General features: G+C 47.9%; 28 protein-coding genes and 4 pseudogenes. 9 read left to right on the top strand and 23 right to left on the bottom strand.

The window, feature by feature from the left end; all coding sequences use genetic code 11:
• Positions 1-44: 44 nt before the first annotated feature.
• Together D3F01_RS14530 and D3F01_RS14525 are read right to left on the bottom strand one after the other, a co-directional pair.
• Positions 45-1667, bottom strand: a complete 1623-nt coding sequence (locus D3F01_RS14530) for a relaxase/mobilization nuclease domain-containing protein (RefSeq protein ID WP_242889403.1) — start codon at positions 1665-1667, stop codon at positions 45-47.
• Positions 1639-2037: a plasmid mobilization relaxosome protein MobC gene (locus D3F01_RS14525; RefSeq protein WP_242889402.1), complete on the bottom strand. Its 399-nt coding sequence runs from the start codon at positions 2035-2037 to the stop codon at positions 1639-1641. The genes D3F01_RS14530 and D3F01_RS14525 overlap by 29 nt, the downstream gene beginning before the upstream one ends.
• A 73-nt stretch (positions 2038-2110) precedes the next feature.
• Between D3F01_RS14525 and D3F01_RS14520 the strand changes: the two genes are divergently transcribed.
• Complete coding sequence (locus D3F01_RS14520) at positions 2111-2509, top strand: hypothetical protein (protein ID WP_242889397.1); 399 nt, start codon at positions 2111-2113, stop codon at positions 2507-2509.
• Positions 2510-2648: 139 nt separating this feature from the next.
• Here the strand turns inward: D3F01_RS14520 and D3F01_RS14515 are convergent, their stop codons facing one another.
• The 15 genes and pseudogenes from D3F01_RS14515 to D3F01_RS14445 all read right to left on the bottom strand — a co-directional run bounded on the left by D3F01_RS14515 (position 2649) and on the right by D3F01_RS14445 (position 12533).
• Positions 2649-3044 carry an SRPBCC family protein gene (locus D3F01_RS14515; protein WP_007054580.1) on the bottom strand — a complete coding sequence of 132 codons (396 nt, stop codon included), beginning with the start codon at positions 3042-3044 and terminating at the stop codon, positions 2649-2651.
• Between the two features lie 61 nt (positions 3045-3105).
• Entirely contained in the window at positions 3106-3306 is a 201-nt protein-coding gene (locus tag D3F01_RS14510; RefSeq protein ID WP_007054579.1) for a helix-turn-helix domain-containing protein, read from the bottom strand.
• Positions 3299-3742, bottom strand: coding sequence for a sigma-70 family RNA polymerase sigma factor (locus tag D3F01_RS14505; RefSeq protein ID WP_007054578.1), 444 nt, complete (start codon positions 3740-3742; stop codon positions 3299-3301). Before D3F01_RS14505 ends, D3F01_RS14510 begins: the two co-directional genes overlap by 8 nt.
• Before the next feature lie 160 nt (positions 3743-3902).
• Positions 3903-4307: pseudogene (locus D3F01_RS14500) on the bottom strand (helix-turn-helix domain-containing protein); the annotation flags it as partial.
• Positions 4308-4449: 142 nt separating this feature from the next.
• Positions 4450-4650, bottom strand: a complete 201-nt coding sequence (locus D3F01_RS14495; RefSeq protein WP_032747079.1) for a helix-turn-helix transcriptional regulator — start codon at positions 4648-4650, stop codon at positions 4450-4452.
• A gap of 2 nt (positions 4651-4652) precedes the next feature.
• Complete coding sequence (locus D3F01_RS14490) at positions 4653-5318, bottom strand: DUF3796 domain-containing protein (protein WP_050540877.1); 666 nt, start codon at positions 5316-5318, stop codon at positions 4653-4655.
• 232 nt (positions 5319-5550) lie between these two features.
• Positions 5551-5673, bottom strand: a pseudogene (locus tag D3F01_RS14485) (Maff2 family protein); the annotation flags it as partial.
• 135 nt (positions 5674-5808) lie between these two features.
• Positions 5809-6024 (bottom strand): Maff2 family mobile element protein, encoded by a 216-nt coding sequence (locus D3F01_RS14480; protein WP_015565186.1) that lies wholly within the window; start codon positions 6022-6024, stop codon positions 5809-5811.
• A 136-nt stretch (positions 6025-6160) separates the two neighbouring features.
• Positions 6161-6409 (bottom strand): annotated as a pseudogene (locus D3F01_RS14475) (hypothetical protein); the annotation flags it as partial.
• A gap of 104 nt (positions 6410-6513) precedes the next feature.
• On the bottom strand, positions 6514-8157 hold the full coding sequence (locus D3F01_RS14470; RefSeq protein WP_118528370.1) for a recombinase family protein: 1644 nt from the start codon (positions 8155-8157) through the stop codon (positions 6514-6516).
• Between the two features lie 84 nt (positions 8158-8241).
• A complete protein-coding gene (locus D3F01_RS14465) occupies positions 8242-8406 on the bottom strand; it encodes a hypothetical protein (protein WP_165852955.1) in 165 nt (54 codons plus the stop codon).
• 211 nt (positions 8407-8617) lie between these two features.
• Positions 8618-9910 carry a virulence-associated E family protein gene (locus D3F01_RS14460; RefSeq protein WP_242889420.1) on the bottom strand — a complete coding sequence of 431 codons (1293 nt, stop codon included), beginning with the start codon at positions 9908-9910 and terminating at the stop codon, positions 8618-8620.
• Positions 9911-9963: 53 nt separating this feature from the next.
• Complete coding sequence (locus D3F01_RS14455) at positions 9964-11325, bottom strand: hypothetical protein (protein ID WP_242889395.1); 1362 nt, start codon at positions 11323-11325, stop codon at positions 9964-9966.
• Positions 11326-11783: 458 nt separating this feature from the next.
• On the bottom strand, positions 11784-12110 hold the full coding sequence (locus D3F01_RS14450; RefSeq protein WP_118528368.1) for a hypothetical protein: 327 nt from the start codon (positions 12108-12110) through the stop codon (positions 11784-11786).
• Between the two features lie 258 nt (positions 12111-12368).
• On the bottom strand, positions 12369-12533 hold the full coding sequence (locus D3F01_RS14445) for a hypothetical protein (RefSeq protein ID WP_158576366.1): 165 nt from the start codon (positions 12531-12533) through the stop codon (positions 12369-12371).
• Between the two features lie 397 nt (positions 12534-12930).
• Between D3F01_RS14445 and D3F01_RS14440 the strand changes: the two genes are divergently transcribed.
• From D3F01_RS14440 to D3F01_RS14405, 8 genes are all read left to right on the top strand, one after another.
• Positions 12931-13470 (top strand): sigma-70 family RNA polymerase sigma factor, encoded by a 540-nt coding sequence (locus D3F01_RS14440; RefSeq protein WP_242889393.1) that lies wholly within the window; start codon positions 12931-12933, stop codon positions 13468-13470.
• Positions 13463-14155 (top strand): DUF4367 domain-containing protein, encoded by a 693-nt coding sequence (locus D3F01_RS14435; protein WP_242889391.1) that lies wholly within the window; start codon positions 13463-13465, stop codon positions 14153-14155. The genes D3F01_RS14440 and D3F01_RS14435 overlap by 8 nt, the downstream gene beginning before the upstream one ends.
• Positions 14156-14610: 455 nt before the next feature.
• Positions 14611-14982 (top strand): hypothetical protein, encoded by a 372-nt coding sequence (locus tag D3F01_RS14430; protein WP_242889390.1) that lies wholly within the window; start codon positions 14611-14613, stop codon positions 14980-14982.
• A 16-nt stretch (positions 14983-14998) separates the two neighbouring features.
• Positions 14999-15310, top strand: coding sequence for a hypothetical protein (locus D3F01_RS14425; protein WP_015536774.1), 312 nt, complete (start codon positions 14999-15001; stop codon positions 15308-15310).
• Between the two features lie 134 nt (positions 15311-15444).
• Positions 15445-15627, top strand: a complete 183-nt coding sequence (locus D3F01_RS14420) for a DUF4367 domain-containing protein (RefSeq protein WP_242651836.1) — start codon at positions 15445-15447, stop codon at positions 15625-15627.
• Between the two features lie 182 nt (positions 15628-15809).
• On the top strand, positions 15810-16277 hold the full coding sequence (locus tag D3F01_RS14415) for a hypothetical protein (RefSeq protein ID WP_242889389.1): 468 nt from the start codon (positions 15810-15812) through the stop codon (positions 16275-16277).
• Positions 16278-16529: 252 nt separating this feature from the next.
• Positions 16530-16760, top strand: coding sequence for a hypothetical protein (locus D3F01_RS14410; RefSeq protein ID WP_242889388.1), 231 nt, complete (start codon positions 16530-16532; stop codon positions 16758-16760).
• A gap of 28 nt (positions 16761-16788) precedes the next feature.
• Positions 16789-17328 (top strand): hypothetical protein, encoded by a 540-nt coding sequence (locus D3F01_RS14405; RefSeq protein ID WP_242889387.1) that lies wholly within the window; start codon positions 16789-16791, stop codon positions 17326-17328.
• 77 nt (positions 17329-17405) lie between these two features.
• On the opposite strand, the gene D3F01_RS14400 is transcribed toward D3F01_RS14405, so the two are convergent.
• The 6 genes and pseudogenes from D3F01_RS14400 to D3F01_RS14375 form a co-directional block, all read right to left on the bottom strand.
• Positions 17406-17660 (bottom strand): DUF6061 family protein, encoded by a 255-nt coding sequence (locus tag D3F01_RS14400; RefSeq protein ID WP_242889386.1) that lies wholly within the window; start codon positions 17658-17660, stop codon positions 17406-17408.
• Between the two features lie 101 nt (positions 17661-17761).
• Positions 17762-18340, bottom strand: a pseudogene (locus tag D3F01_RS14395) (TraG/TraD/VirD4 family protein); the annotation flags it as partial.
• Between the two features lie 41 nt (positions 18341-18381).
• Positions 18382-18540 carry a transposon-encoded TnpW family protein gene (locus tag D3F01_RS14390; protein WP_242889385.1) on the bottom strand — a complete coding sequence of 53 codons (159 nt, stop codon included), beginning with the start codon at positions 18538-18540 and terminating at the stop codon, positions 18382-18384.
• Positions 18541-18682: 142 nt separating this feature from the next.
• Positions 18683-20554, bottom strand: coding sequence for an AAA family ATPase (locus D3F01_RS14385; protein WP_242889384.1), 1872 nt, complete (start codon positions 20552-20554; stop codon positions 18683-18685).
• A gap of 11 nt (positions 20555-20565) precedes the next feature.
• Positions 20566-20868, bottom strand: coding sequence for a hypothetical protein (locus D3F01_RS14380; protein WP_242889382.1), 303 nt, complete (start codon positions 20866-20868; stop codon positions 20566-20568).
• Positions 20865-21779 (bottom strand): MobA/MobL family protein (locus D3F01_RS14375; protein WP_242889380.1); only part of this gene is annotated, 915 nt, incomplete at its 5' end. The genes D3F01_RS14375 and D3F01_RS14380, both read right to left, overlap by 4 nt.

The following is a 21779-nucleotide window of genomic DNA, read 5'->3' as shown; positions in this document are numbered from 1 at the left end:
GCCCCCTTGTTCGGTATGGGTTCGGGTACATTTTGGGGTGGTTTTTATCGCTCCTGTTCCTGCCTTTTCACAGGCTTGCGTTCCCGGCGTAAAATCTGGTCGATATTGCCCTTGACAGTCTGTAAGCGGCAGTATTCCTCCCGTTTTGCCCGGTAATCGTTGTAGCCGCTGTTTTTCTCTTTGATAAGGCTTTCAATCTCTGCTTGCAGGGCTTTATGGCTCGGCAGCTTGGAAATGCCGTTCTCCCTGAAATAGCGGGCGGCTGCGTCTGCTATGATAAAGTCGCTTTCGTGCTTCTGTCGGTAGGCTGCTTTTGCTTTGGCGTTTTTCTGCTGTTTCAGCCCGTCCCGGACAGGGCGGGTCTTGGAATAGGCAAGCACCTGCCGTTGCAGCTCCTTTTTCCCGTCCAGCGTCTTTTCCACCTGCTTCAGCTCTGTAAGGCTTTCCCGCATGGCGGCATAGGCGGCAGAACAGGCTTCGTCCAGTTCCTCCGGGGAAGAAAAGCCGTACTGCTGGTAGGCGGTAACGGTAGCTGCCATTTGCTTTAGATTGTGCTTTGCCGCCCAGCGGTCATAGCCCACGCCCTTGCCCTCGGCTCGCTTGGCTTCCCGGTCAACCATGCGCTGCAAGGTGTTGTCTGCCGGGGTGGTTTTTGCAGCTTTTTCCCCTTGTGACAGCTTTTTAACTGCGGCAGGGTATTCGGGTATGGCTTTGGTCTGTTCGGCGGCTCTGCGGGCGTTCTGCGTGAGCAGGGCAAGGACAGTAGCCTTGTCAAAATCGTCCCCCAGCTTCCGGGCTGTGATAGGCTTTGTCCTGTCTGGCGTGAGGTAGGAAAGACGCCCCCGGCTCTCCTTGACGGTCACGCCCTCCCGCAGCAAAAGAGAAGAAAACTCGTCAAAGCTGGCGGCTTGGGAAAGTGCCTGCCGTATCGTCCGGCGCAGCTTCGCCTTGTCCGTTTCAAACTTGGTGGGCTTGGTCGGCTGTCCTGCGGCTTCTCTGGCGGCGTTCTCTTTATCAAGGGCAAGCTGCCCTTTCTTTGCCGCCCAGTATTCCCGTTCGGTTATCCGTTCCTTGCTGCCGTTCAAGAGGTCGATTTGGTAAAGCCCCTCCCGGTGGCACATCTCCATGACTTCACTCTTGAAATATTCCATAGCGGCGTTGGTGCAGCGGTGCTTGCAGCCCTCCCTTGTGTCGGCTGGTCTGTCCATGTAGGGCAGAAGCGGGACTTCATAAATCCGCAGGGAGTTGATGACGATATGCACATGGATATTGCCGCTGTGGTTATGCCCATCCGGGTGGGTGCAGATTAGGGCTTGGTGTCCGGGAAAATGCTCCTTGCAGAACTGCTCGCCCAGCTCCTGCGCCCGGTCTACGGTCAAGCCGTTGTCTGTCCCGTCCCGTGGGTCAAAGCTGATGATATAGTGGTGGCTTTTCACATCTTCCCGTTTTTGGTTTTTCTCATAGCGGAGATTGGCCCGCATACAGGCAACAGCGAAATCCTCGCCCCCGCAGTTGAGGGAAGAAATGCGGTAATCCTCCCTCGGTATCAGCCGCCCGTTTTCATCAAGGGTGGGCTTCATGGTAAACTCGTCATGCTCAAATGTGAGGTAGGCTTCCGCTGCGCCATAGTCCGCATTTTTAGAGCTGATATGTTTGAATGTTGCCAACAGCGTCACCCACTTTCTGCAAGACTTCAAACTTTAGGGCAGCAAGGTCGGAAACCACCGCCCGTACCTCCCCGGCAAGCTGCGGGTAGGGGCTGTGCCACTCGTTCAGCGTCCGGGCTATCTGGTTTAAGTTGCCGCCGATCCTGCCGTATTCGGCGGTCAGCTTCCCAACAGCGGCAAGCAGCTCATCATTGACGGGAGAAACGGTTATGATGGGGCGTATGGCTGCCCCGGTTATGGCTTGCCGGATAAACTCGGCTTGGCTCATGTTGCAGGCAGAAAGCCTTTCCGCAAACTCGGCGTATTCTTCCTCGGTCATGCGTGTCTTGACTACCCGGCTGCGGTGCGGCGTGTTGTATCGTTTTCGCATGGTAAAAACCTCCTTTCTGTGCGTGGTGTCCTCTCACTAATAGGAGAAAAACGGGGTGTGAAGCGGAACTGTTTTGAAAAATCCGAAAAAATATTTTGAGGGATTTTTAAGCGGCGCAAGCCGCATAAGCAGGGTTTGGGGAAGGCACTCCCCAACAAGATTCCCGCAGGGGCAAAATGAGCGAAAAGCGAATTTTGGTACTGCGGTAGAATCTTGCTCTAAGAAACTGCCGGACTGCCGTTCACTTCCTACTGCCACTTTTTCAGAAAATCGCAACCAGCTTTTTTATAAAAGGCTGCGGGCTGGCATTCTCCCCCTTACTCCCTACAACACCGCAAAAAGCAAAAATGACGGACTTTCCGGCAAGAACTTTTCCGGCGGCTCGGTCTTTCCCGACAATAAGGCGTTTTGGAAGCTGCGTTTTGCCCGCTGTCTGAAAAAAGCGGCAACCTTTTTTGGCTTCACTGTCTAATACGGAACATTTGGAAATTTGCCAAAAATGGGCGCAAAAAAAGCAGCAAATCTTTTTCGGATTTACTGCTTCATGTGCCGCTGCGGGACGGCGGGATATTCAGTTTTTATAGTGGTTCAGTGTGGCAAACTTGAAGTTGTTATTTCAATGCTTTTTTTAAGTCCAGAACAAATTGTTCTTGTTGCTTTTTCAGATAAATTTTTACAAAAGGTTTCATAATCCACTTTTTAGGTGTCACATTTTCTGTAAAATCAATTTGTGTTTCATTTCCCTTAGCTGTAAAAACACCAATCCAATGTCCTGACATATTGCTATTTTCCATGTCAAATTCCCAGCGTTTATATGGCTCAATAGTAGTGATAGAAAATGTAGTTGCATATCCGTCTTTAGTGTACTCAATAAATTGCTTCTCATTTATGATTTCTGTTTTGCTTAAATCGCTTCGCCACTCACTATATTTTTCAACTGCAAAAACAATATCCCAAACTTTATGAATATCCTTGTTAATAATAGCATTTATATTTGAAACCGCCATTTTTATTCCCCCTTCAAAATTCAATTTGCTAAAATGATTTTATCATATCATCAATCCAAACTCAACGGTCAAGCCGGAACTTGAACAGGCTTTCAATCAGCTTTGTTTTGATGTAGTCCTCCATATCAGAGTTATAATAGCCGTTCATTTTGGAAAAGTAGCGGATATATCCGGCGTAGCGGTCAAGGACAGCTTGTATCGCTATGGGGTCGCCCTCATGTGCCTTTATAATCGTGTCATAGGGGAGAAGTCGGTTACTCATGGGACAACACCTCCATTTCCTCTTTCAGCCGCTTCAAGGCAAGCTGAATATGCCGCCCGATTGTGCTGCGTGTCCAGCCGCTTTGTTCTCCGATTTCTTTCTGTGTCAAGTGCTGGAAGTAATATAAAAAGATTTCCTCTTGTGTCTGTTCCGGCAGCCCGGCAAGAGCCGCCGCAAGGGAACAGCTATCTAAAAATATCGTCTGCCCCCGGACAGAAAACAGATAAGTTTCGCCATAGTCCGGCACTTGAAAATACTCGTCTGTGGTGCTTAGTGGGACAAACTTTTCTTCGGTCAAATATTCAAGAGAGATTTCCCGTCTCCACCTCGCCGCCAGCATACGGGCAGCGTCAAAGGACGCATGGCGAATAACAATCCGGCAATAGGTATCATGGGTATAGCGGATATGTTCTTGATAGGCTTCCTGTTCGGTCATGGAAAATCCCCCTTTCTTCAATTATGGGAAAGGGCGGCAGCATTTTCTGCTGTCGCCCCTTGATTACCCACCGGCAAGGACAGGCGGGGCTGTCAACGGTGGGTGCAGCCCATTTACTTGCCGTTGACTGGCTCGGCTGGTTTTGCTATTTTTAGCGACTTCATTCATCTATGCTTATCGTTTCATCACTTATTGCTAGCGGGTTATTCTGGGTATTGCTGTTGAGGTCTGGAACGCTGAAAAAGACAGCAATAAAAATATTCACAAGAACGATTACTGCTAATATAATGGCAACAATTTTCCAGATACGACGTGAGCGGCGGTTCTTGATTGCCAGTTGCTCGTTTATTCTGGATAGTTGTTCGGCAACATCACTGGCGACATTTTCATTTTCAATTTTCGTACCCAGCAATTCACTGACAGATACCTCTAATATTTCAGCCAGACGAATAAGAGTATCAGCGTCGGGAACGGACAAATTTTTCTCCCATTTGGAGATAGTCTGTCTGACTACATGAAGTCTGGTTGCTAATTCTTCCTGTGAAAAGCCTTTCTGTTTTCTGAGAGTTTTTAGATTTCATAGAAACATGATGCGTTCCACTCCTTTGTCTTGGTAAATCAAAAATAGCATGATAGCTGCTATGCGGCAAGCAATGCAGATTAACATTAGCGCAACTGCCTATAAAATAAGCATAATTCCGCACAAATCACTTGAAAACGAATATTTCTTCAATCGGTGCTTCAACAACTCTTGAAATATCAATCGCCAGTTTAAGTGAGGGATTGTATTGTGCCTTTTCCAGCCGCATAATTGTTTCTCGCCGCACGCCTACCTGTGCCGCTAACTGCTCTTGTGTCAAATCCTTTAATAGCCTGTACTTTTTTAATCTACATTCAAAATCCGGCACGCTTATTCCTCGCTTTCATCAAACTGTTCATCGTTATCATAATGATATAGCAGATATTCGCTAAGGAATATTTCAAGTGCTATGGAGAGAGCTATAACAATAACAAGAGCAATTAAGGTATATTCAAGGTTATCCATGAGCTTTCCCTGTCCCAAAATGAGTATTGCAAGAAAAATAATGGACAGAGAAGTTTTGTTCGCTACACTTTGCGCTTTCATTTTGTTTTCTTTGTATCGTTCATCTATAAGAGTATTTGACATTTTTCCCTCATAGAAAAATCCGAAAAAGCCGAAAAACAGGAAAAACACAAAAGGAAAAATTGTCTTGTCAACGCTGTAAGTCCAAAATCCCAAAAATCCGGCAAATCCTAATAAACCTAAAAAACCCAGTTTTGGATTTATTGTTCTGGTGGATTGCAAGGTTAATTCCCTACGCCTGTTTGTTTTAATAGATTCCAAAAACAACACAACAATATTCACAATATACAAGGTAAGAAGTACGCCGGAAATAATCATAGGCAGGTCTTGCACTCTGAAAACATATTCAGATAAATCCATAGGCACAATAAACCTTGAATTGTTAAATGCTATCGTGTACCATGAAGATATTGCTACCAGCAGAGCGCATATCACGCCCAGGCAAATTGTGAGTTTCGTTCTTTTTTTCATAATGGTGTCCTCCGATGAGATGTATTTGTCGCTTGTCGAGATAAATATATCACTTCAAAGGCTGGCTGTCAATAGGAAAGATACAAATACATCACTTTCCCCAAAATGCTTAGAAAGACAAAAGCTGATATAGGAAAATCCCCACATCAGCTTTTCGTATTGGTCTGTGTTTCGGAAATAGTGGCTGCTGTCTATCAAATTATCATTTGTTACTTTACCGCACATGAGCATTGGCAGAGGGGTTATCGCCGCCGTAACCTTCCATGAGGTTTACAGCACCCCACACGCCCAGACCGGCACCCAGAGCAACCACCAGAGTCTTCAGAACGTCCACTGCACTGTTAAAGAATTCCATAGTAAAATCTCCTTTGGTTTGAAAAAAGCGACCCTGCACACACCTGAAATCCATTTATTGAAACACCATAAGCTGCGGCAGAAGTTGATTTGCTGGTGTACTTATGGGTCAAACTGTGTTTATTGCGAGAGCGAATTAGCCGAACAGACCGGACAGCAGGGGCACCAGAGTGATACCGATCAGGGCAACGCCGCCGCCAGCCATCAGCTGCTTCATGCCCTGACTTTTTGCGGAGGGATTATCGCCGCCGTAGCCTTCCATGAGGTTGACAGCACCCCACACGCCCAGACCGGCACCCAGTGCCACGACCAGAGTCTTCAGAACGTCCACTGCACTATTGAAAAATTCCATATTTCGTCTCCTTTGTTTGGCAAAAAGTGACCCTGCGCACACCCGAAACCTACTTGTGAACTGCCGTAAACTGCGGCAAGGGCTGATTTTCTGGTGCGCCTTTTGGGTCAGGATAAAAAATAACCGCTCGTCTTTGTCAGGCGGGCGGGAGTGAATCAACATCCACGAGGACGAACTGGTCGTCCGTGCGGATTTTTTCTTTATGGCTCAGATATTTTTCAATATCCAGAGCATTTTTGGGGTCAGCATCCGATGTCATTTTGTAGTTCGGATGTTGGGTCAGATCGTATTTATCCGACAGAAAGGGTCTTACACCGCGCAGCTGCAAGATGCACTTGCCGCCATCCAGCACCGCCAGCTCATCCCGGCTCATAAGTTCCCTGCCGTAAAGTCAAGTGATGAATTCGCAAAAGAAAAGACCCTTCCCGTCAAAAAAACGAGAAGGGTCACTATAATCAATGTTATATCGTGTGAATTTTCAATTTTAGATTAGGCGGAAATTTCTCCAACAAAATTGTAGATGATTTTGACTTCCTGAATTTTCTGCCCATCGACCTTCTGAACCTCGCCAATCATGATTTTCTTGATAAGACGGTTCAGTACAACTTCGTCCAGCTCCTTGATGGCGGCATACTTGCGGATTTCCTCGATAAAGGCATGAACATCGCTTTCCTGTTCATCCGACTGGTGCAGAAGAAGATTCAATTCGCTTAAACGCGCCTTGTTGCTGTTCTGCTCCTGTTCCATAGCATCCGTCAGTTTCAGAAAACGCTGTTCCGAGATGATGCCTTTGCTCTTATCCGTGTAAAGATTCAGAAACACATCATCAATTTCCTGATTCCGTTCTTCCAAACGGCGAATCTCTGTCCGAACCGCAGAAGTATCCGTGCGGTATTGGTTCTCCATGCGGCGGCTCAACCGCTGATAAAAAGCATCCGAATCTTTCATGGCCTGTGCAGCCAACTCTTGAATATCATTCAGAACCAGCTCATGCAGGTCACGGGCTTCGATTTTGTGGCTGGAACATACTTTGCAGCCGATTCGGTTATAGGTCTGACAGGTAAAAAATGCTTTGTCGATGGGTTCACGCTTCTTCTTGGTAGTTCGATTGACATCCTTTCTGCCGACTTTTTCATACCGTGCCTGCATGGATTTCCCACAGGTGGCGCAGTAAATGATGCCGTGGAAGATGTTGTAGTATGGGCAGTCATTGCCCGTCATAATGGTCGGGCGGCGGTCGATCAGTTCTTGTACCTTCGCCCATTCTTCCGGGGTCACAATTGCTTCATGGCAATTTTCGATAATTTCCCATTCCTCACGGGGGATGAACTTGAACGAACCGGAACGGATGCCCGTTTGGTGTGTCCGGCACACAAGGTGTGCGCCCTTGTAAAACGGGTTGCGGAGGATGTGGCCGATTCTTGCTGTACCCCATGTGTAGTAGTTGGCATCCAGTGCTGTATTTGCTTTCACACGGGTAATGGGGATTTTCTCTTCCAGCAGCTTCTTGGCAATTCTCATATTGCCCATCCCGTCAAGGGCGTAGTCGTAAATTTTGCGGATAACGGGTGCTGCATCCGGGTCGATGATAAGATGTCCGTTGTCTTTCGGGTCACGCATCAAACCATAGGGCGGAGTGCCGCCGCAGAACTTGCCCTGCCGGGAACGGGTCATAACGCCAGCCAGAACTTTCTTGGAAATATCACGGCTGTACATATCGTTCAAGATGTTCTTGAACGGGGTAATGTCCATTTCCTGCCGGGTCAGACTGTCCACACCGTCCGTAATGGCGATATACCGGACATGGTGCTTAGGAAAGAAAATCTCGATATAACTGCCAGCTTCGATATAGTTGCGGCCAAGACGAGAAAGGTCTTTCGTGATAACACAGTCGATTTTTCCGGCTTCAATGTCGGCAATCATCCGCTGGAACGCCGGACGATTGAAATTACGCCCAGTGTAGCCATCGTCCACATAGTATTCGTAGCGGAACATTCCGTTCTTTTCCGCAAAGTCTTTCAGCATCAACTTCTGGTTGCTGATGCTCATGCTCTCATTCTCGCGCCCATCTTCCAAGGAAAGACGGCAATAGAGGGCTGTGGTTTTCTGGATATTCTGTTTCTTTCTGCTCATAGTTCTTTCTCCTATTCTATGAGCAGGGACACGACACCATTATAATACCATGTCCCTGCGAGCCTTTCAACGGTCAAATTGGGTTTATCCGGCTTTTCTTTCAAGCCATTCCTCGAACTGCGAGTGCGTCTGACGCTCGATAAGCTGTTCAAAGGCTTCTTTCATAGATTGGTTTCCAGAAAACTCACGGGAAACAATAAATTTCTTCTTCGTCTGCTGCTTCGTGGTGTGCGCAGGCGTATTGCTCATAGGCAGACCTCCATATCCTTGTAACCGAACGCCTGTAACCGGGCAGGAAAACTCTCTTTTTCTGCACGCAGGCGTCCGATGCACTTTATATTTTTTCTTATTCTTTTAAGGTTACATGGTTACAGAAAGAGGAAAACGCAGCAGCCATGCGGCTTTTGCACTGTAACTGGAACGTAACCGAATCTGTAACCAGACGTGTAACCGTTGTCCATCAGAAGGGGAAGCCCATCTGCTTGGCCTCCGCGTCTGTTATTTCGGAGAAATTTTCAGCCCCGGTTTCGGGGCTGGTTACGCGCTCCCAGCCTTTCTGAACGCCGTACTTCGGGTAACGCTTGGCTGTCTTGTGCGCCTGCCAGCCTTGAATATCGCCGCGCGAAATTCCCGTGTTCATGATCTCACAGATAGCGCGGGTCTCCCACTCTGCCGGAATGTTGGTGTTGCCCAGCGCCTCCGCATAGAGCTGCTTGGAACACACCCGGTCCCCTGTGTAGCCCTCCAGAAAAGCATAGATCATGCCAGCCTGTGCATCCTCCTGCGTGAAGTCCTGCTGATGGGCTTGCAGCGTTTCCTGCATGGCAGGGCTGAATGCCAGCTTGTAATTACCACTGTTGTAGATGGTCATGGCTTCTGCCCAAAGCTGGTCGATATAAGCACGGGAATCTTTCTCGTTGTCCAGAATGTGGACTTCGGCCAGTTCCGCATCCACCGGGATGGGGATAAAACGTCGGTTGCCCGTGCGGTCACGGGGCAAAAAATCCTGCCGGTTGGTCGTGCCAGCAAAGACGCACTGGCGCAGACGGTCGGCAGGATGGGTCTCGTAGGGGACTTTATAGGTTTCCTTTTGCTTGCTGAGGAAACTCTTGATCTCCTCGATGCTTTTGGCATTGGCGGTGGCGATCATCTCCGACATTTCGATGATCCAGTGGCCTTGCAGCTTTCGGTACACGTTGTCATCGTCCAGCCGCCGCAGGTCATCCGAGAACCACTCGTCCTTGACCGCCAACAGCCGAAAAAAGCTGGACTTTCCTGTGCCTTGTCCGCCCACCAGACAGAGTATGGTCTCAAACTTACATCCCGGCTGGAACACGCGTTTGATGGCTCCCAGCAGGAAAATTTTCATAGCTTCGCAAGTGTACTCGTCCTCCGCAGCACCGAGGAAATGATGCAGGACATGGGGAATCCGTTCAGTCCCATCCCATTTCAGACTGTTCAGATAATTCCGGATGGGGTGGTAGCGATTCTCGTTGGCAACAATGCGGATGGCAGATTCGATTTTCTTTTCACTGGAAATGCCGTATTTCTCCATCCTCCGCAGGATATACTTCATGTCGGTGTCGTTCAGCGTCCTGCCGGAACGGGGCCAGCCCACAGGCTTTACAATGTCGATGCGCTCACTTAACAGGTTGAGCCGGATGGCATCGGAAAGCACATGGTCGTTCTGCAAAATCGTGATGCAGTTTTGGATCGTCCGCTGGATCTCTCCGTTGGAGTGCTTGGTCAGCATTTCTTTTACGTCCGTAACGGTGTGGGGAGTGCGTTCTTCGTCGACTTCTTTGTTCAATAAACATCACCTCGTGTTTCTGTTTTTTCAGCAGTGGGCGGCGCAGATGGCTTACGCTGGGTCTGTTCTGCCTGCAAGCGGTTCAGCAGTTGCAGAACGGAATCCCGTGCTTTCTCCTTGACCTGCTCCTTGCCCTTCTGCCGAACATCCGGTCTCAGGAGCTTTTCCTGCAAGCGGGCAGCGGTGGTCTGCATGGTTTTGAGGAACTTGTCCAGCACGGTATCCAGATGCTTGGCGGTGTACTCCCGTGTAGCCTGTGGTGCTTTGCGCTCCGGCGATAGCACCCACTTCTTCGTATCCTCGATCATTCGCATATCTTCCTTCCGGGTCTCCGTTCGGACAGAATCCGTCACGACCTCCACCGCCTTGTCGTAGGCCGCAGCCGAAACATCTTCCAGCAAGGTCTCCATATCCGAAACTTTCAAAGTCAGCTCGTCCAGCTTGTTCTGCTGGGCGGCAAGCTGCTCCTTTTGCTTGGCAAGGATAAAGTCCTGCTTTTCCAGATATTTGCGATTACCGTACTCCGCTTCTTCCTCCAATTCCAGCCCATGCCGTTTGGCAATGTCAAACAGCATCTTCCGGCAGGCGGCATCGAAAGTGATCTTGCGGTTGTTGCGGCGGCTGAGGGGCTTAGCCGGGTCGGGCAGATCAAAACCCAACGCTTCCAGTGCCTTTTCCTGCTGGGGAGCTACCTCGCCGTACTTGTTCTCGCAGTCGAACACATGGCGTTCGTGGATGTGGGGTGTGCTTTCGTCCAGATGCAACGCCCAGTCCAAAACATGAATATGATCTCCGAACCTTGCCTTGAACTCCTCGATGAATTCGGTCACGACCGCCAGAAGAACTTCGCTCGAAGCATGGTCGTCCTTTGTTCCCAGCTGATAGATGGTCTCCTCTGGGCAGGTCTTGCGGCTGGACAGCAGGTCAGGAATGGAGCGATTACGCTCCGTGTGCCGGATCTTGGCATTGCGCTCGTTCTGACTTTCCACAAAATTGGAATAGCGGCTCTCGTAAAATTGTCGTTCTACCTCCGAGAAGGTCGCTGCCAGATCGTCCGGGTCTTGCGGATCGAGAGCCGAACGGAAGCCGTGGAAGCAGTCCCAGTAGATGTTGCCCTTGGCTCGTTCCGGGTCGATGTGCTCACTGTTGGAAAGATTGAAACTCCGGTCATTGTGCTTGGGGTTATAGGTGCCGTAGGTTCCGGCTCGTCCGTTGTGTCGTGTTAATTTCAGATAGACATCCCTCCGTTTCAACAGCTTGGTGGGGAGAACGCAGCAGCGAAGCTGCTGGATCTGCCGCCGTTTTGCGCCAGATAATACCCAGTAGGATATGACGCACAGCATCATATCACTGGGCAAGGCGTTCCCCCTTGACTCCCTTCAACGGGCCATTTTGGCCCGTTGATTTTGGCAAGCTGGCGGTCAAAGATTTGCGAATCCCTGCCCACCAGCTCGTCCGGCTTTTTCAGTGGGCCATTTTGACCCACTGAATCCGTTACGGGTGAAATCAAGTGCCGGATGGCGGCACCTGATTTTCAACGACCTTGAGGCGTTACAGGTAGAATCAAGTGCTCATTTTGATCACCTGATTTTTACGGAGCGGGGTGGCGTGTTACAGAAAAACCGAAGTTTTCAAAATGATAACTCCGGTGGCTTCGTTACGGCTAAAATCAAGTTACGGAAAGCGGAACTTGATTTCAGAGGACAGCCCAAATTCCCACTGTGGGGATTTGGGAGTGAGCAATTAGGCGTTACGGTATTTTGGTACTTCCCAAAATGGGAAGTGCCACTTTACTAAATAAAAGCAGCATCAATACTTATCCGGCATTCGCTTTACGCTGGCGGTAGCCTTTCTGCCGACAGCCATTGCTGCAATATCTGGCATCTGCCCGGATCGGCAAGAACTGCTCCCCACAGCAAGCGCAGGTATACGTTCCACGTTCGGCACGCTTTTTAAGGCTTTTCCGCAGATTCAGCATCTTGTGGCCGCAGGTCTGAAAGCTGCAATATTTGCGGTTTCGGGTCTGGGTGTAGATGACCTTGCGGCAATATTCACATTGGATTCTGCGCACACTGGGGTCGCCATCAATGAAATATTCCATCAGGGTGTCCTGATTTTCACGTTCCCATTGTTCTGTTGTCATAGGTATCCTCCTTTGGCTGTTACGGATATATGGTGGTTATCAAAATGGGAACCACCACTTTTACACAATAAAGCGTTACGATTGTCTGGTTGGTGATCAAAATGATCACCAACTAAACCTTCTCTGTTATGGCTGAGTGGTGATTTGCGGTTTTCGTAACCCAGCACTTTTCACCGTGGCTTGACATAATGTTAAGTCGAGGTCATCCGTGACGCATAAGGTTGATCTGGTGAATGACGCTTTGTGTCATTCACCAGATCAACTGGCCATTTTGACCAGTTGATATTGGGGGTGCCGTTCTCCCTGCGTGGATTTCCTGCCCCCTTCCAGCGGCGTTTTCCGGCTCTCCCACTTGGGGGTCATTGCCGGGTATCCCATGCAGACGGTCATGCGGTTTTCAAGGTCCAGTGCCAGATTTGGCAATAAAAAATCGCCACACAACAACCTGAACCTGACCATCCCTTCCGGGATGGCCTTGGTTCGGGTTCGTTATGTAGCGATAAGAAAGTCAAAAACTTGCTCCGGCTCCTTCAGGAGCCGAGCTGGAACTCTAGGTAAATATGTTATATTAAATTGTTGGGATAGATTACCACAAAAATCGAGCCGTGTCAACAAAAAGTTTTGAAAATATGCTACTTTCGGCAGAGCGCAAGAAAACACGCGGGAAACTTTGGCAAAAAGAGAGAGGGCTGGACGATGCCAGCCCTCTTGACATGATTCGAGAAAAACTCAAAAAGACTTCCGCAATTTTGAGTTATAATATTCGACATTTTTGCTGGTTCATGGTACACTACATCCAATCCACACGAATCAGTTGGAGGTGGTTGGGTTGCTTTCCCTGTACTTAGCTGTTCTTGACGATCAAAGCAGTGAAGAACAATTTATAGATGTATATAATACTTACAAGCGGTTAGTCTATCATACCGCTTACAAGATTATGGGCGATTCGTATCTGGCAGAAGATGTGCTGCAAGAAGTGTTTTTATACGTTGCGAAAAATTTTTCTAAAATTCATCGAGAAAACTGTCACGAACTCGCCGCTTATCTCGTTAGTTGTAGTAGAAGTCGTGCATACGATATGCTTCGCAAACGCCGGGAAGAATTGCTGGAAGAAATCCCGGACGCACCAGATGGCACCCCGGTGCCGGATGATGCAGCAGTCAGCACCGATAACATCCAACATCTGACAGAACTGATTAGACAGATGAAACCGATGTACCGTGATCCTCTTCGCCTTTTGGCGATGGGCTACACCAACCGGGAGATTGCCGAATCGCTTGGACTGACGGACGAAGTGGTTCGGATGCGGCTTTTCCGTGGAAGAAAACTATTGTGGAAGGAGTTGAACAGCCATGAGTGAGAGGGCAGAAGTTTCTTTTGATGCTGCATTGATGATGGCACTCCGTGCAGATGCACAGAAAGAACTGGACGAGCTGCCAAGTCCGGCCCAGCTTAAAGAACGCTACCCGGATACTTCCCGATGGGATGCTCGCCTGCAAGCGGCGTTGCATAAACGCCGCCCGGTACTGAAACGAGTGCTTGTTGCGGCCCTGACGCTGGTAATTTTAACTCTCGGTGCGCTTGCAGTAAGTGCGGACTTCCGCAAGGCAGTCTATACGATGATTCAGAAATTCCTGCCGATTGAGATGCAGCTGACATATCAGGTAGATGGCGAGCCGTTGGAGCAGCTCCCGAATGGATATAGCGACCACTATGTGCCGGATGGATTTGAACGAGATTATGAACAAGGGTATGATAACGAAATATCCTTTCTTCATGCCTATGTTGATGTCAATGATAAGAACATCTTTTATTATGTGGACTGTTCCGTAATTCAAGACTATGGACAAGTCGAAACTTTCGACAATGAGCATACGGTTTATGAGCGCATTAAAATTGGAACAGCCGATGCAACACTTGGAACGAGTAATAACGGAGGACGTACAGGATATGTGCTAGTATGGGAGAAAGATGGCATTTCGCATACGATTATTGGAAAGATATCGCATGATGAGCTTCTAAGAATTGCGGAAAGCATTTCCTGATTTGTCAAGACCTTGCCGACACACTTGTGATTGTTTACAAATGTGTCGGCATTTTTTGTACAAATATACAAAGTTGATAAAATCTCGAAAATTTTTCAAAAAAGCTGTCACAAACGCAGTGTGAGCAACGTTGACTAAGCAAAAGCTCCTGTGGGAGTGTACAAAATGGAGGTTATTCATTAATCAAAATGACGAAAGAAGAAATCATTTCCATGCTATCAAAGGAATTGAACAGTGAATGGACGAATGGAGTCACATGTTTGATGGTGGAAAATTCCGATAGCTATATTCCAGTAATAGTTCATCACAATAAAAATGAACTTATTGTTGAAGTAGGAGAACAAGACAAGAAGATTTACCGCATCGGACGAAATGAGCTAAATAAAACATCTTAGTCATCACCAAAAAAATCATTGAAATCCACGACATACACAATCAATAATTTTGTTGGAAGGATGGTTGATTTAATTGCACTTGTTGTGGGCGCATTGACGTTACCGAATATTGTTGCAGAAGCATTTTTGGACGCACTTATTAAGGGACTGGGAATTACGGTTGCTAGCGGTATGATTAAAAATGCCGTTACGGATACTGTCAGCTGTATAAAAACACAGTATACATGGAATCTTGTTGATACGACAGCAGCTTCGCATCAGAAAAATGTTTACGGATATAAATATTATATAACAGATGTGAAGTCTGCCGCAAAAAACAACAATTACTACGAAGGCTATGTTCCGAAAGACTGGAAAACGCAGTCTCTTGCTGTGAACTTTCACAATGAAATGTTCACTTATAATGCATGGAATGTTGTAGGATGGGCGTAATGCCGAGGAAGTGCAAATGTCTTTAAACAATCAAGAAAAATTTGTCAATAGTTTTTGGGTGATTATTCTTTTAGTTGCTGTTGGAATCTATTTTTGGGTGATTCCTAAAAATTCAATCGCAGAAGCGTATAGCAAGAAAAAACACTACAACTTGAAAAAGACATCAAGATTCTTGGCTGTTGGTTTTTGGATAATAGCGATTTCTTGTGTTCCAGTGCTGATTTCGCTGTGGTTTGATACTCCTTGGATCTGCATTATATGTGTGATTCTCTTGGTACTGGGGACATCTGTTCTACACGATTATGAGAGTGGAGGAAAATTGAAATAAATTTATAGCTTTTCATCTTGTGATGATGACAAACATCCCTCTATTTGCAACGACTGCAAAGTAGAGGGATGGTTTGTCTGCTTTGGATATTTTAATTAAAGGTTAGTCTTCTAATATGCCATGGTCACAGCCAAGTGAGAGATAATACGGTTTATGAGCGCATTAAAGTTGGAACAGCCGATGCCACACTCGGAACAAACAATAGCGGAGGCCGTACAGGATATGTGCTAGTATGGGAGAAAGATGGCATATCACATACGATCATTGGAAAGATACCGCGTGAAGAGATTCTAAAAATTGCAGAGAGCATTTCCTAACTGGCTGAATTTTTGCCCACACGCTTGTAATTATTTACAAATGTGTGGACACTTTTTTGTTGAAGCGTCCAAAGCTGACAAGATTTTGAACTTTTTTCAAAAAAGCTGTCACAAACACAATGTGAACTACGTTGACTAAGCAAAAGCTCCTGTTGGAGTACACAAAATGGAGGTTATGTCTGATGAAACGATTTCAAATAGTGATTCTCACAATCATGCTGGCCAGTTTATCCGCCTGCGCAACAAATTCGCTACCGTCATCCTCCACCGAATCCTCTGTTTCCGTATCGGTATCAAATCCACAAGATTTTTTATCAGAACTTGAGGATATGGAAACGAGTCAAATATTAGAAGAACTTAAAATTTCAGATGGCGGATATACCGAAGATTGTTTTTCGGTATTGTCTAAGCGGCTTGTTGAATTTCCAGAAGATACGCTTTGTATACTGAATCATAACAAACTGATGGCTGATACGGATTTTGAAGCGCTTGTCATAACTGGAATTGGAGCAGAACTTCCTTATATTGGGGCGGCAGAAGAAAAAGATACTCTTTACAAATATTTGAAATCTATTTCTACAGATGAAGAATATGCTGAAATAGCATCAAGAATCCTAGACGAATGGCTGTCGGAAAGTGATGGCTCCTAATTTTATCAAAAAAGTGGTGATTCCAATGCAGAAAAAATAAAACCCATATTTCAAAAATATAGATGAAAAGGTAAAACAAAAATACTTTCACGTTGTACTGCTTGTGCTTTGGCATTAGTGTTCTTTTTCACTGCACTTACGCCGACTGTTTTTTTGCAGACTCGACAAACCGGTGGTCAACGACATCATTTTGTTTCTCAATCAGCATTAAGCTCTAATAGTTATAACTCAAATACAGCATATTGTATCAGAATGATGACAGCAGACCACAGAAAAACTGGTAGTTACGGGAACTCTTCTTATGTCAATCAAGAATCGCAAATGTTAAGAAACCGGCAATACGAAGCACTTCTAAGAAAAGAAGTCGATGATTTGAAATCAAAACAAGATTGCGATGGCATTGCAGGAACATTGCAGCAAAAATATAACGATGAAGTTGTAACATGCCTTTTTCAGTATGAGAGGTTATTTGGCATCCGTTAAACACTTTTGAAGATATGAAGGTTTTGCTATGAAAGAGATAATTATTGAACCGCATATTGGAATTGGACAATTAAAATTAGGCATGACATCAGATGAACTAGAAAATGCTCTTCTAGAAATGAAGAAACATTGGTCGAATTCTTCTGATGAAGCAATGCAAGTGGAATGTTGTGCGGAAACCGATGACCCTAATTTGATAACCGGACGATATATGGATAACGCTTCGTTCTTTCTTGTGCAGTACCGGAACGGAAAAGCTACTGAAATCGGCATCCAGCGTGATTTGTCTAAAGTGGCATCAATAAAATTGTTCGGGATGGATATGTTTAATACAGCCGCCGAGTGTATTATTGATAGCTTAATGAAAAAGGACAACGTTATTTGCAACGAAAAGGACTTGCAACTGGGAACGGAATATTTTTTTCCCGAAATTGGAGTCCGACTCTGGAGAGAGCGAGCATTTCATCCCAAACTGTTGAAAGACCCGCTATACATGGAAGAAATGCAAGCGGTATTAGAAGACGAATATCAGTATCAGTATTTTCAGATGATTACTATAATAGGCTAAACTGCTAACTAAGCAACAGCCCTCTAGTTACAACGACTGCAAGTAGAGAGCTGTTTTGTCTGCTTTGGATATTTTAATTAAAGGTTAGTCTTCCATTCTACGTGGTCGCAACCAAGTGAGAGATAGTGCTCAATCTCACCACTCAGCACAAGCTGGGCGTACTCCAAGGGCTTGTTGTATAGTAGCCAGTCCAGTTCTGCCCGCTGTGCCGGAGTGTTGCCGTACTCGTCCTCAATGGCGATACAATCAATGGAAAGGGTAGTGCCATCTGCGAATCGGGCTTCCACCCGGTTGGTGTCCATATTGTAGCGGCAGGAAAGCAGTTTGTTCATGCGAAAACCTCCTGTATGTATTCGTTGTTCGAATCCAGTTGGTCGTGTCCCTGCTCGTGTGAATTTAGGGCAACTGAATTCATCACGAGTAATTATGGCACATCATGACCGAGTTTTTGATAGTTGGTGCCATAGCTTGGGCTATTGCCACGGGTATCGGAATTGTTGTAGCTGTCGATGGTTTCCTTGCCGAGTGCTTCGGCAAGATCTTTAAGGGTAGTAGGCTCGCTGCCACCCAGAAATATCTGGCTGTCCATGTTGCCCACGATGGTATCCGCATTATCCTTGTAGATGGCTTTCAACTGGCTTCTGGTTTGCAGCACAAGGCAGGCCGAAATCTCGCGGCTTCGGATGGTTGCCACCAGTTTTTCCAGCTGCGGAATCTGGCCAATATTGGCACACTCGTCGATCAGGCAGCGCACATGGACAGGCAGCTTTCCGCCGTACACATCATCTGCCTTGTCGCAGAGCAAATTGAAAAGCTGGGAGTAGATCATGCTGATAAGGAAATTGAACGTGCTGTCCGTATCCGACATGATAAGGAATAAGGCTGTTTTTCGGTCGCCCAGTTTATCCAGCTCCAGCTCATCGTACATGGTCGCATCCCGGATTTCTTGGATGTCAAAGGGCGAAAGGCGGGCACCGCAGGAAATCAGGATGGATTTTGCGGTCTTGCCAGAGACGAAAAGTCAAGGACTTTTTCATCAAATTCACAAAGAAGTCACATTTTGCGGACTTCCTCACGAAGCATACGCTTGATTTTGTCCTCCATTGTCTCTTTTGCGGTCTGGCTGAAATGCACACGGACGATATAGGTGGTCTTGCCGATCTGCTTTCTGACAGTCGGGCAAGGGGTGTTGTTAGTTGCGGTATTGTTCATGCAAAATCCTCCTGTAAATGAAAAATGTCCGGTGACTGTTCATCATCGGGCGGTGTCGGTATGAGGGAACAAGGCAAGGCGGCAACATTAAGGTATCTATAAAACCCTTGCCGTCTTTGCCACGCTTGCCGTGTTCCTGTTGTCAGTCTCGGAGATAGCAGACCCATGCCGTGCCGTCTTTCTCGGTCACAAGCCTGTCCCCGATACGGCTCTTTGCCGTTCTCATGGTGCGTGAGGAAATCCCACGCTCATTGACTGCCTTTTCCAACTCTGCACTCGGCATACGCTTTCCGTCCGCAAGCAGTTCCAGAATAAGCATTTGCGCCTGTGCGGTCTTGCTCTCGGTCTTGGCGGTGTCTGTTCCGGCAAGAAGCTCGTCAGCGGTAATGTCATAAGCTCCTATCCATTCAAAGCCTTTCTCGTCTCCCAGAGAAAAGGCAAGGGACTGTCCGGGCGGCGCAAGGGAGCTTTTCTCATGGATCAGCACCCTCGTTGTGGGGCTGTCCTTCAGCTTGCCGATAAAAAGCAGACTGCGGACTGCCGCCGTAATGTCGATAGACCCCAATCCCCGGTAGGTGCTTTGCGTTCCTGCGGCTTTGTTCAGGTGTCCGATCAGCACGATAGCGCACCCGGTAGCCTGTGCAATGTCTCCCAGACTGCGGAATATCGGGCGCACCTCGTTTGCTCTGTTCATGTCCACATCTGCGCTCAGAAACGCCTGTACCGGGTCAATGATAACAAGCCTTGCGTTGTTTTCCCGGATTGCCCTTGCTATGCGCTCATCGGCAAGGGTCAGCGGTGTGTCCCTATCGTCAATGACAAGCACTCTTTCAAGGTCTGCTTCCGCTTCCATCAGTCGGGGCTTGACGGTATCGCCCAGACCGTCCTCTGCGGTCTGGTAGATGATGTTGAAAGGCTCAAGGGTCTCCATACCGGGTAAAGGCTTTCGATTGGTGCAAGCCGCCGCAAGGCGCATAGCAAAGTAGGTCTTGCCCTCGCCGGGGTTGCCCTGTATGATCGTCAGCTTTCCAAAGGGGATATACGGAAACCATAGCCAATCCACGCTCGTCAGCTCCACATCTGCCATGCGGAGCATGGGGACAGGCTGGGCGGTGAGCAGCTCTCGCAGCGTGATTGTCTCGGCTATGAATTTGCGGCTGGGAATGTCCCCTTGCTGACGGAGAACATCGTTCCAGTCTTTCCTTGCCGGGACAAGGCGAATGACGGCGATCTCGCCGGGAATGGACTGTGCCAGTCGGGTACAGGCATCGCTTCCTGCGGTGTCGCTATCAAGGCAGAGGAACACTTTTCGGGTGTCCTTGCGTTCAGAAAGGAAACGGTCAAGGGCTTTGCCCGAAACGCCGCCCAGCGCAAGATAGCTTCGGCTTTGCCAATCCTGCGGATAAAGGCAGATAAACGATAACAGGTCAATCGGTGCTTCAAAGACAAAGAGCTGGTTGCCGTTTCCCTCATAGCGGAACGGATAGGACTTGTCAGACCCGGCAATGTCCTGTCTGAATGGGTCTGCCGTTCCTCGCACATGGGCGTATCTCGGCGTACCGCTTCGGTCTCTGCCGACAAACACAACATTGTGCCGCTTTGCGTCCTCGTAAATATCCCCGGAAAGAAGAAAAGCCTCAACAAGCGTTTTGTTGAGACCTCGGCTTTCGCAAAGATATTGAATTGCTCTGTCGGCTGTTCTGTTGTGCAAGGGCAAGTGAAACGCTGTGGGCGGTGCTGTGCTGGCTTCGCTCTGTCCCTCGGCGCTTTCGCCGGTTAAGAGCTGGACTGCTTCGGGAAAGGACTTGCCGTAAAACTCCATGACAAAATCAATGGGATAGCCGCCCTTGCTCTGGCTGTGGCGAAACCATTTGTTTCCCCGGACGGTCAGGCTGTCATGTTCTTTCCAGCGGTATTCCCGTCCGCTTTTGATAAGCGTCTCTCCCTGTGTACGGAGAAAATCTTCCAGACTGGCGGCATTTGCCCGGTCGATCTGTGCTTGGGTGTACTGCATGGGCGTCCTCCTTACTTCTTGAAAACAGCGCATCGTCTGCAAATGCCATGCTCACGCTCGTCCAGCGTGTAGGGGCAGTTCGCACATTTCTCGCCGTACTGCCTTGTGATAACAGGCAGATATCCCAACTCCTGCAACATATCAATCTGGCGGTCGGTGAGGGTAGCTTCAAAGGCAAGGCATTTCCGGGCGTGTTCGTCCAGCTCAATTAGTTCGGAAAGCGGTCTGCCATCGCTCAAAGGTTCTCCGCTCAAAAGGCGTTTTGCCGTTCTGCGGATGGGATTGTATTCGTTCTTCCAGTCGTATTTTTTCATCGGGATAGTTCCTCCTTTTTCTGTCGTGTTTGGGGTCGATTTTGGAGCTTTTGTTCCTCTGTACGCTCGTTAAATCGGGCGGCAGTATCTACGCATGACTTGACCTTCCAAAGGCGGTGTAAATCGTCTCTGACAGCCTTAAACTCGCCATAGGTGCTTTCGTGCGCCTGTTCCAGCTCGTCATACTCGTCGGACAGCTTTTTCATATCCACCTTGCCGTCCGGGAACTCCCCGGTCAGCTTTCGTCTGGCGGCGTAGAACTGTATCAGTTCCGCTTCATGCTCTGCCTTGTACTTGGCTCTGGGCTTCTCAAACTTGATTTTCTGCAAGCCGTCATAGACAGGCTTCAAGTTCTGGAAAGCAGCGGAGCTGTCATAGAGCCGCTTAATCGCTTTCATTCGGGCGGTCTGTTCGTCCAGCGTTTTCTTCAAGCTCTCTGTGGCAGCACTGTGTTCGCTGACACGGCGTTCCAAATCCTCAAGGGAGTAAATGCCGTTTGCCCGGAGATAATTGAAAGTATCGTTCATCTCCTTTAGGTTGCTGATTTTACCTTTCTGGGAATACGCCCCGGCTTTGCGCTGGGTGTAATAGGCGTTCAGCAGAGAAACAAGGTCGGGTGCCTGCGGCTTGGCAAGCTCCGCTTTTGCTTCGGCAATCCAATCGAACAGGAGAGCGATTTTCTTCTTGATGTCCCGGATAACGGCATTGGTGGCTTTGATCCAGCGGTTGAACTCGCCTTTCTCGGTGCGTATGCCTTTCTTCTCCATTGCCCGGACGGTTGCGCCCTCGTGGACGGTGGGAAGAAGCTCCACGCCCTGACGCTCATAGCTTCGGTGGTCGATACGAAAGTCAAGCTCCTTTTCCGCAAACTTGGCGTTGCATAGCTCCGCCCATGTCTGCCGCCAGTATTC

Origin of the sequence: Faecalibacterium sp. BCRC 81149 (assembly GCF_022750605.1) — a bacterium.
Lineage (GTDB): Bacteria > Bacillota > Clostridia > Oscillospirales > Ruminococcaceae > Faecalibacterium > Faecalibacterium duncaniae.
This window is presented reverse-complemented; position numbering and strand designations above follow the sequence as displayed.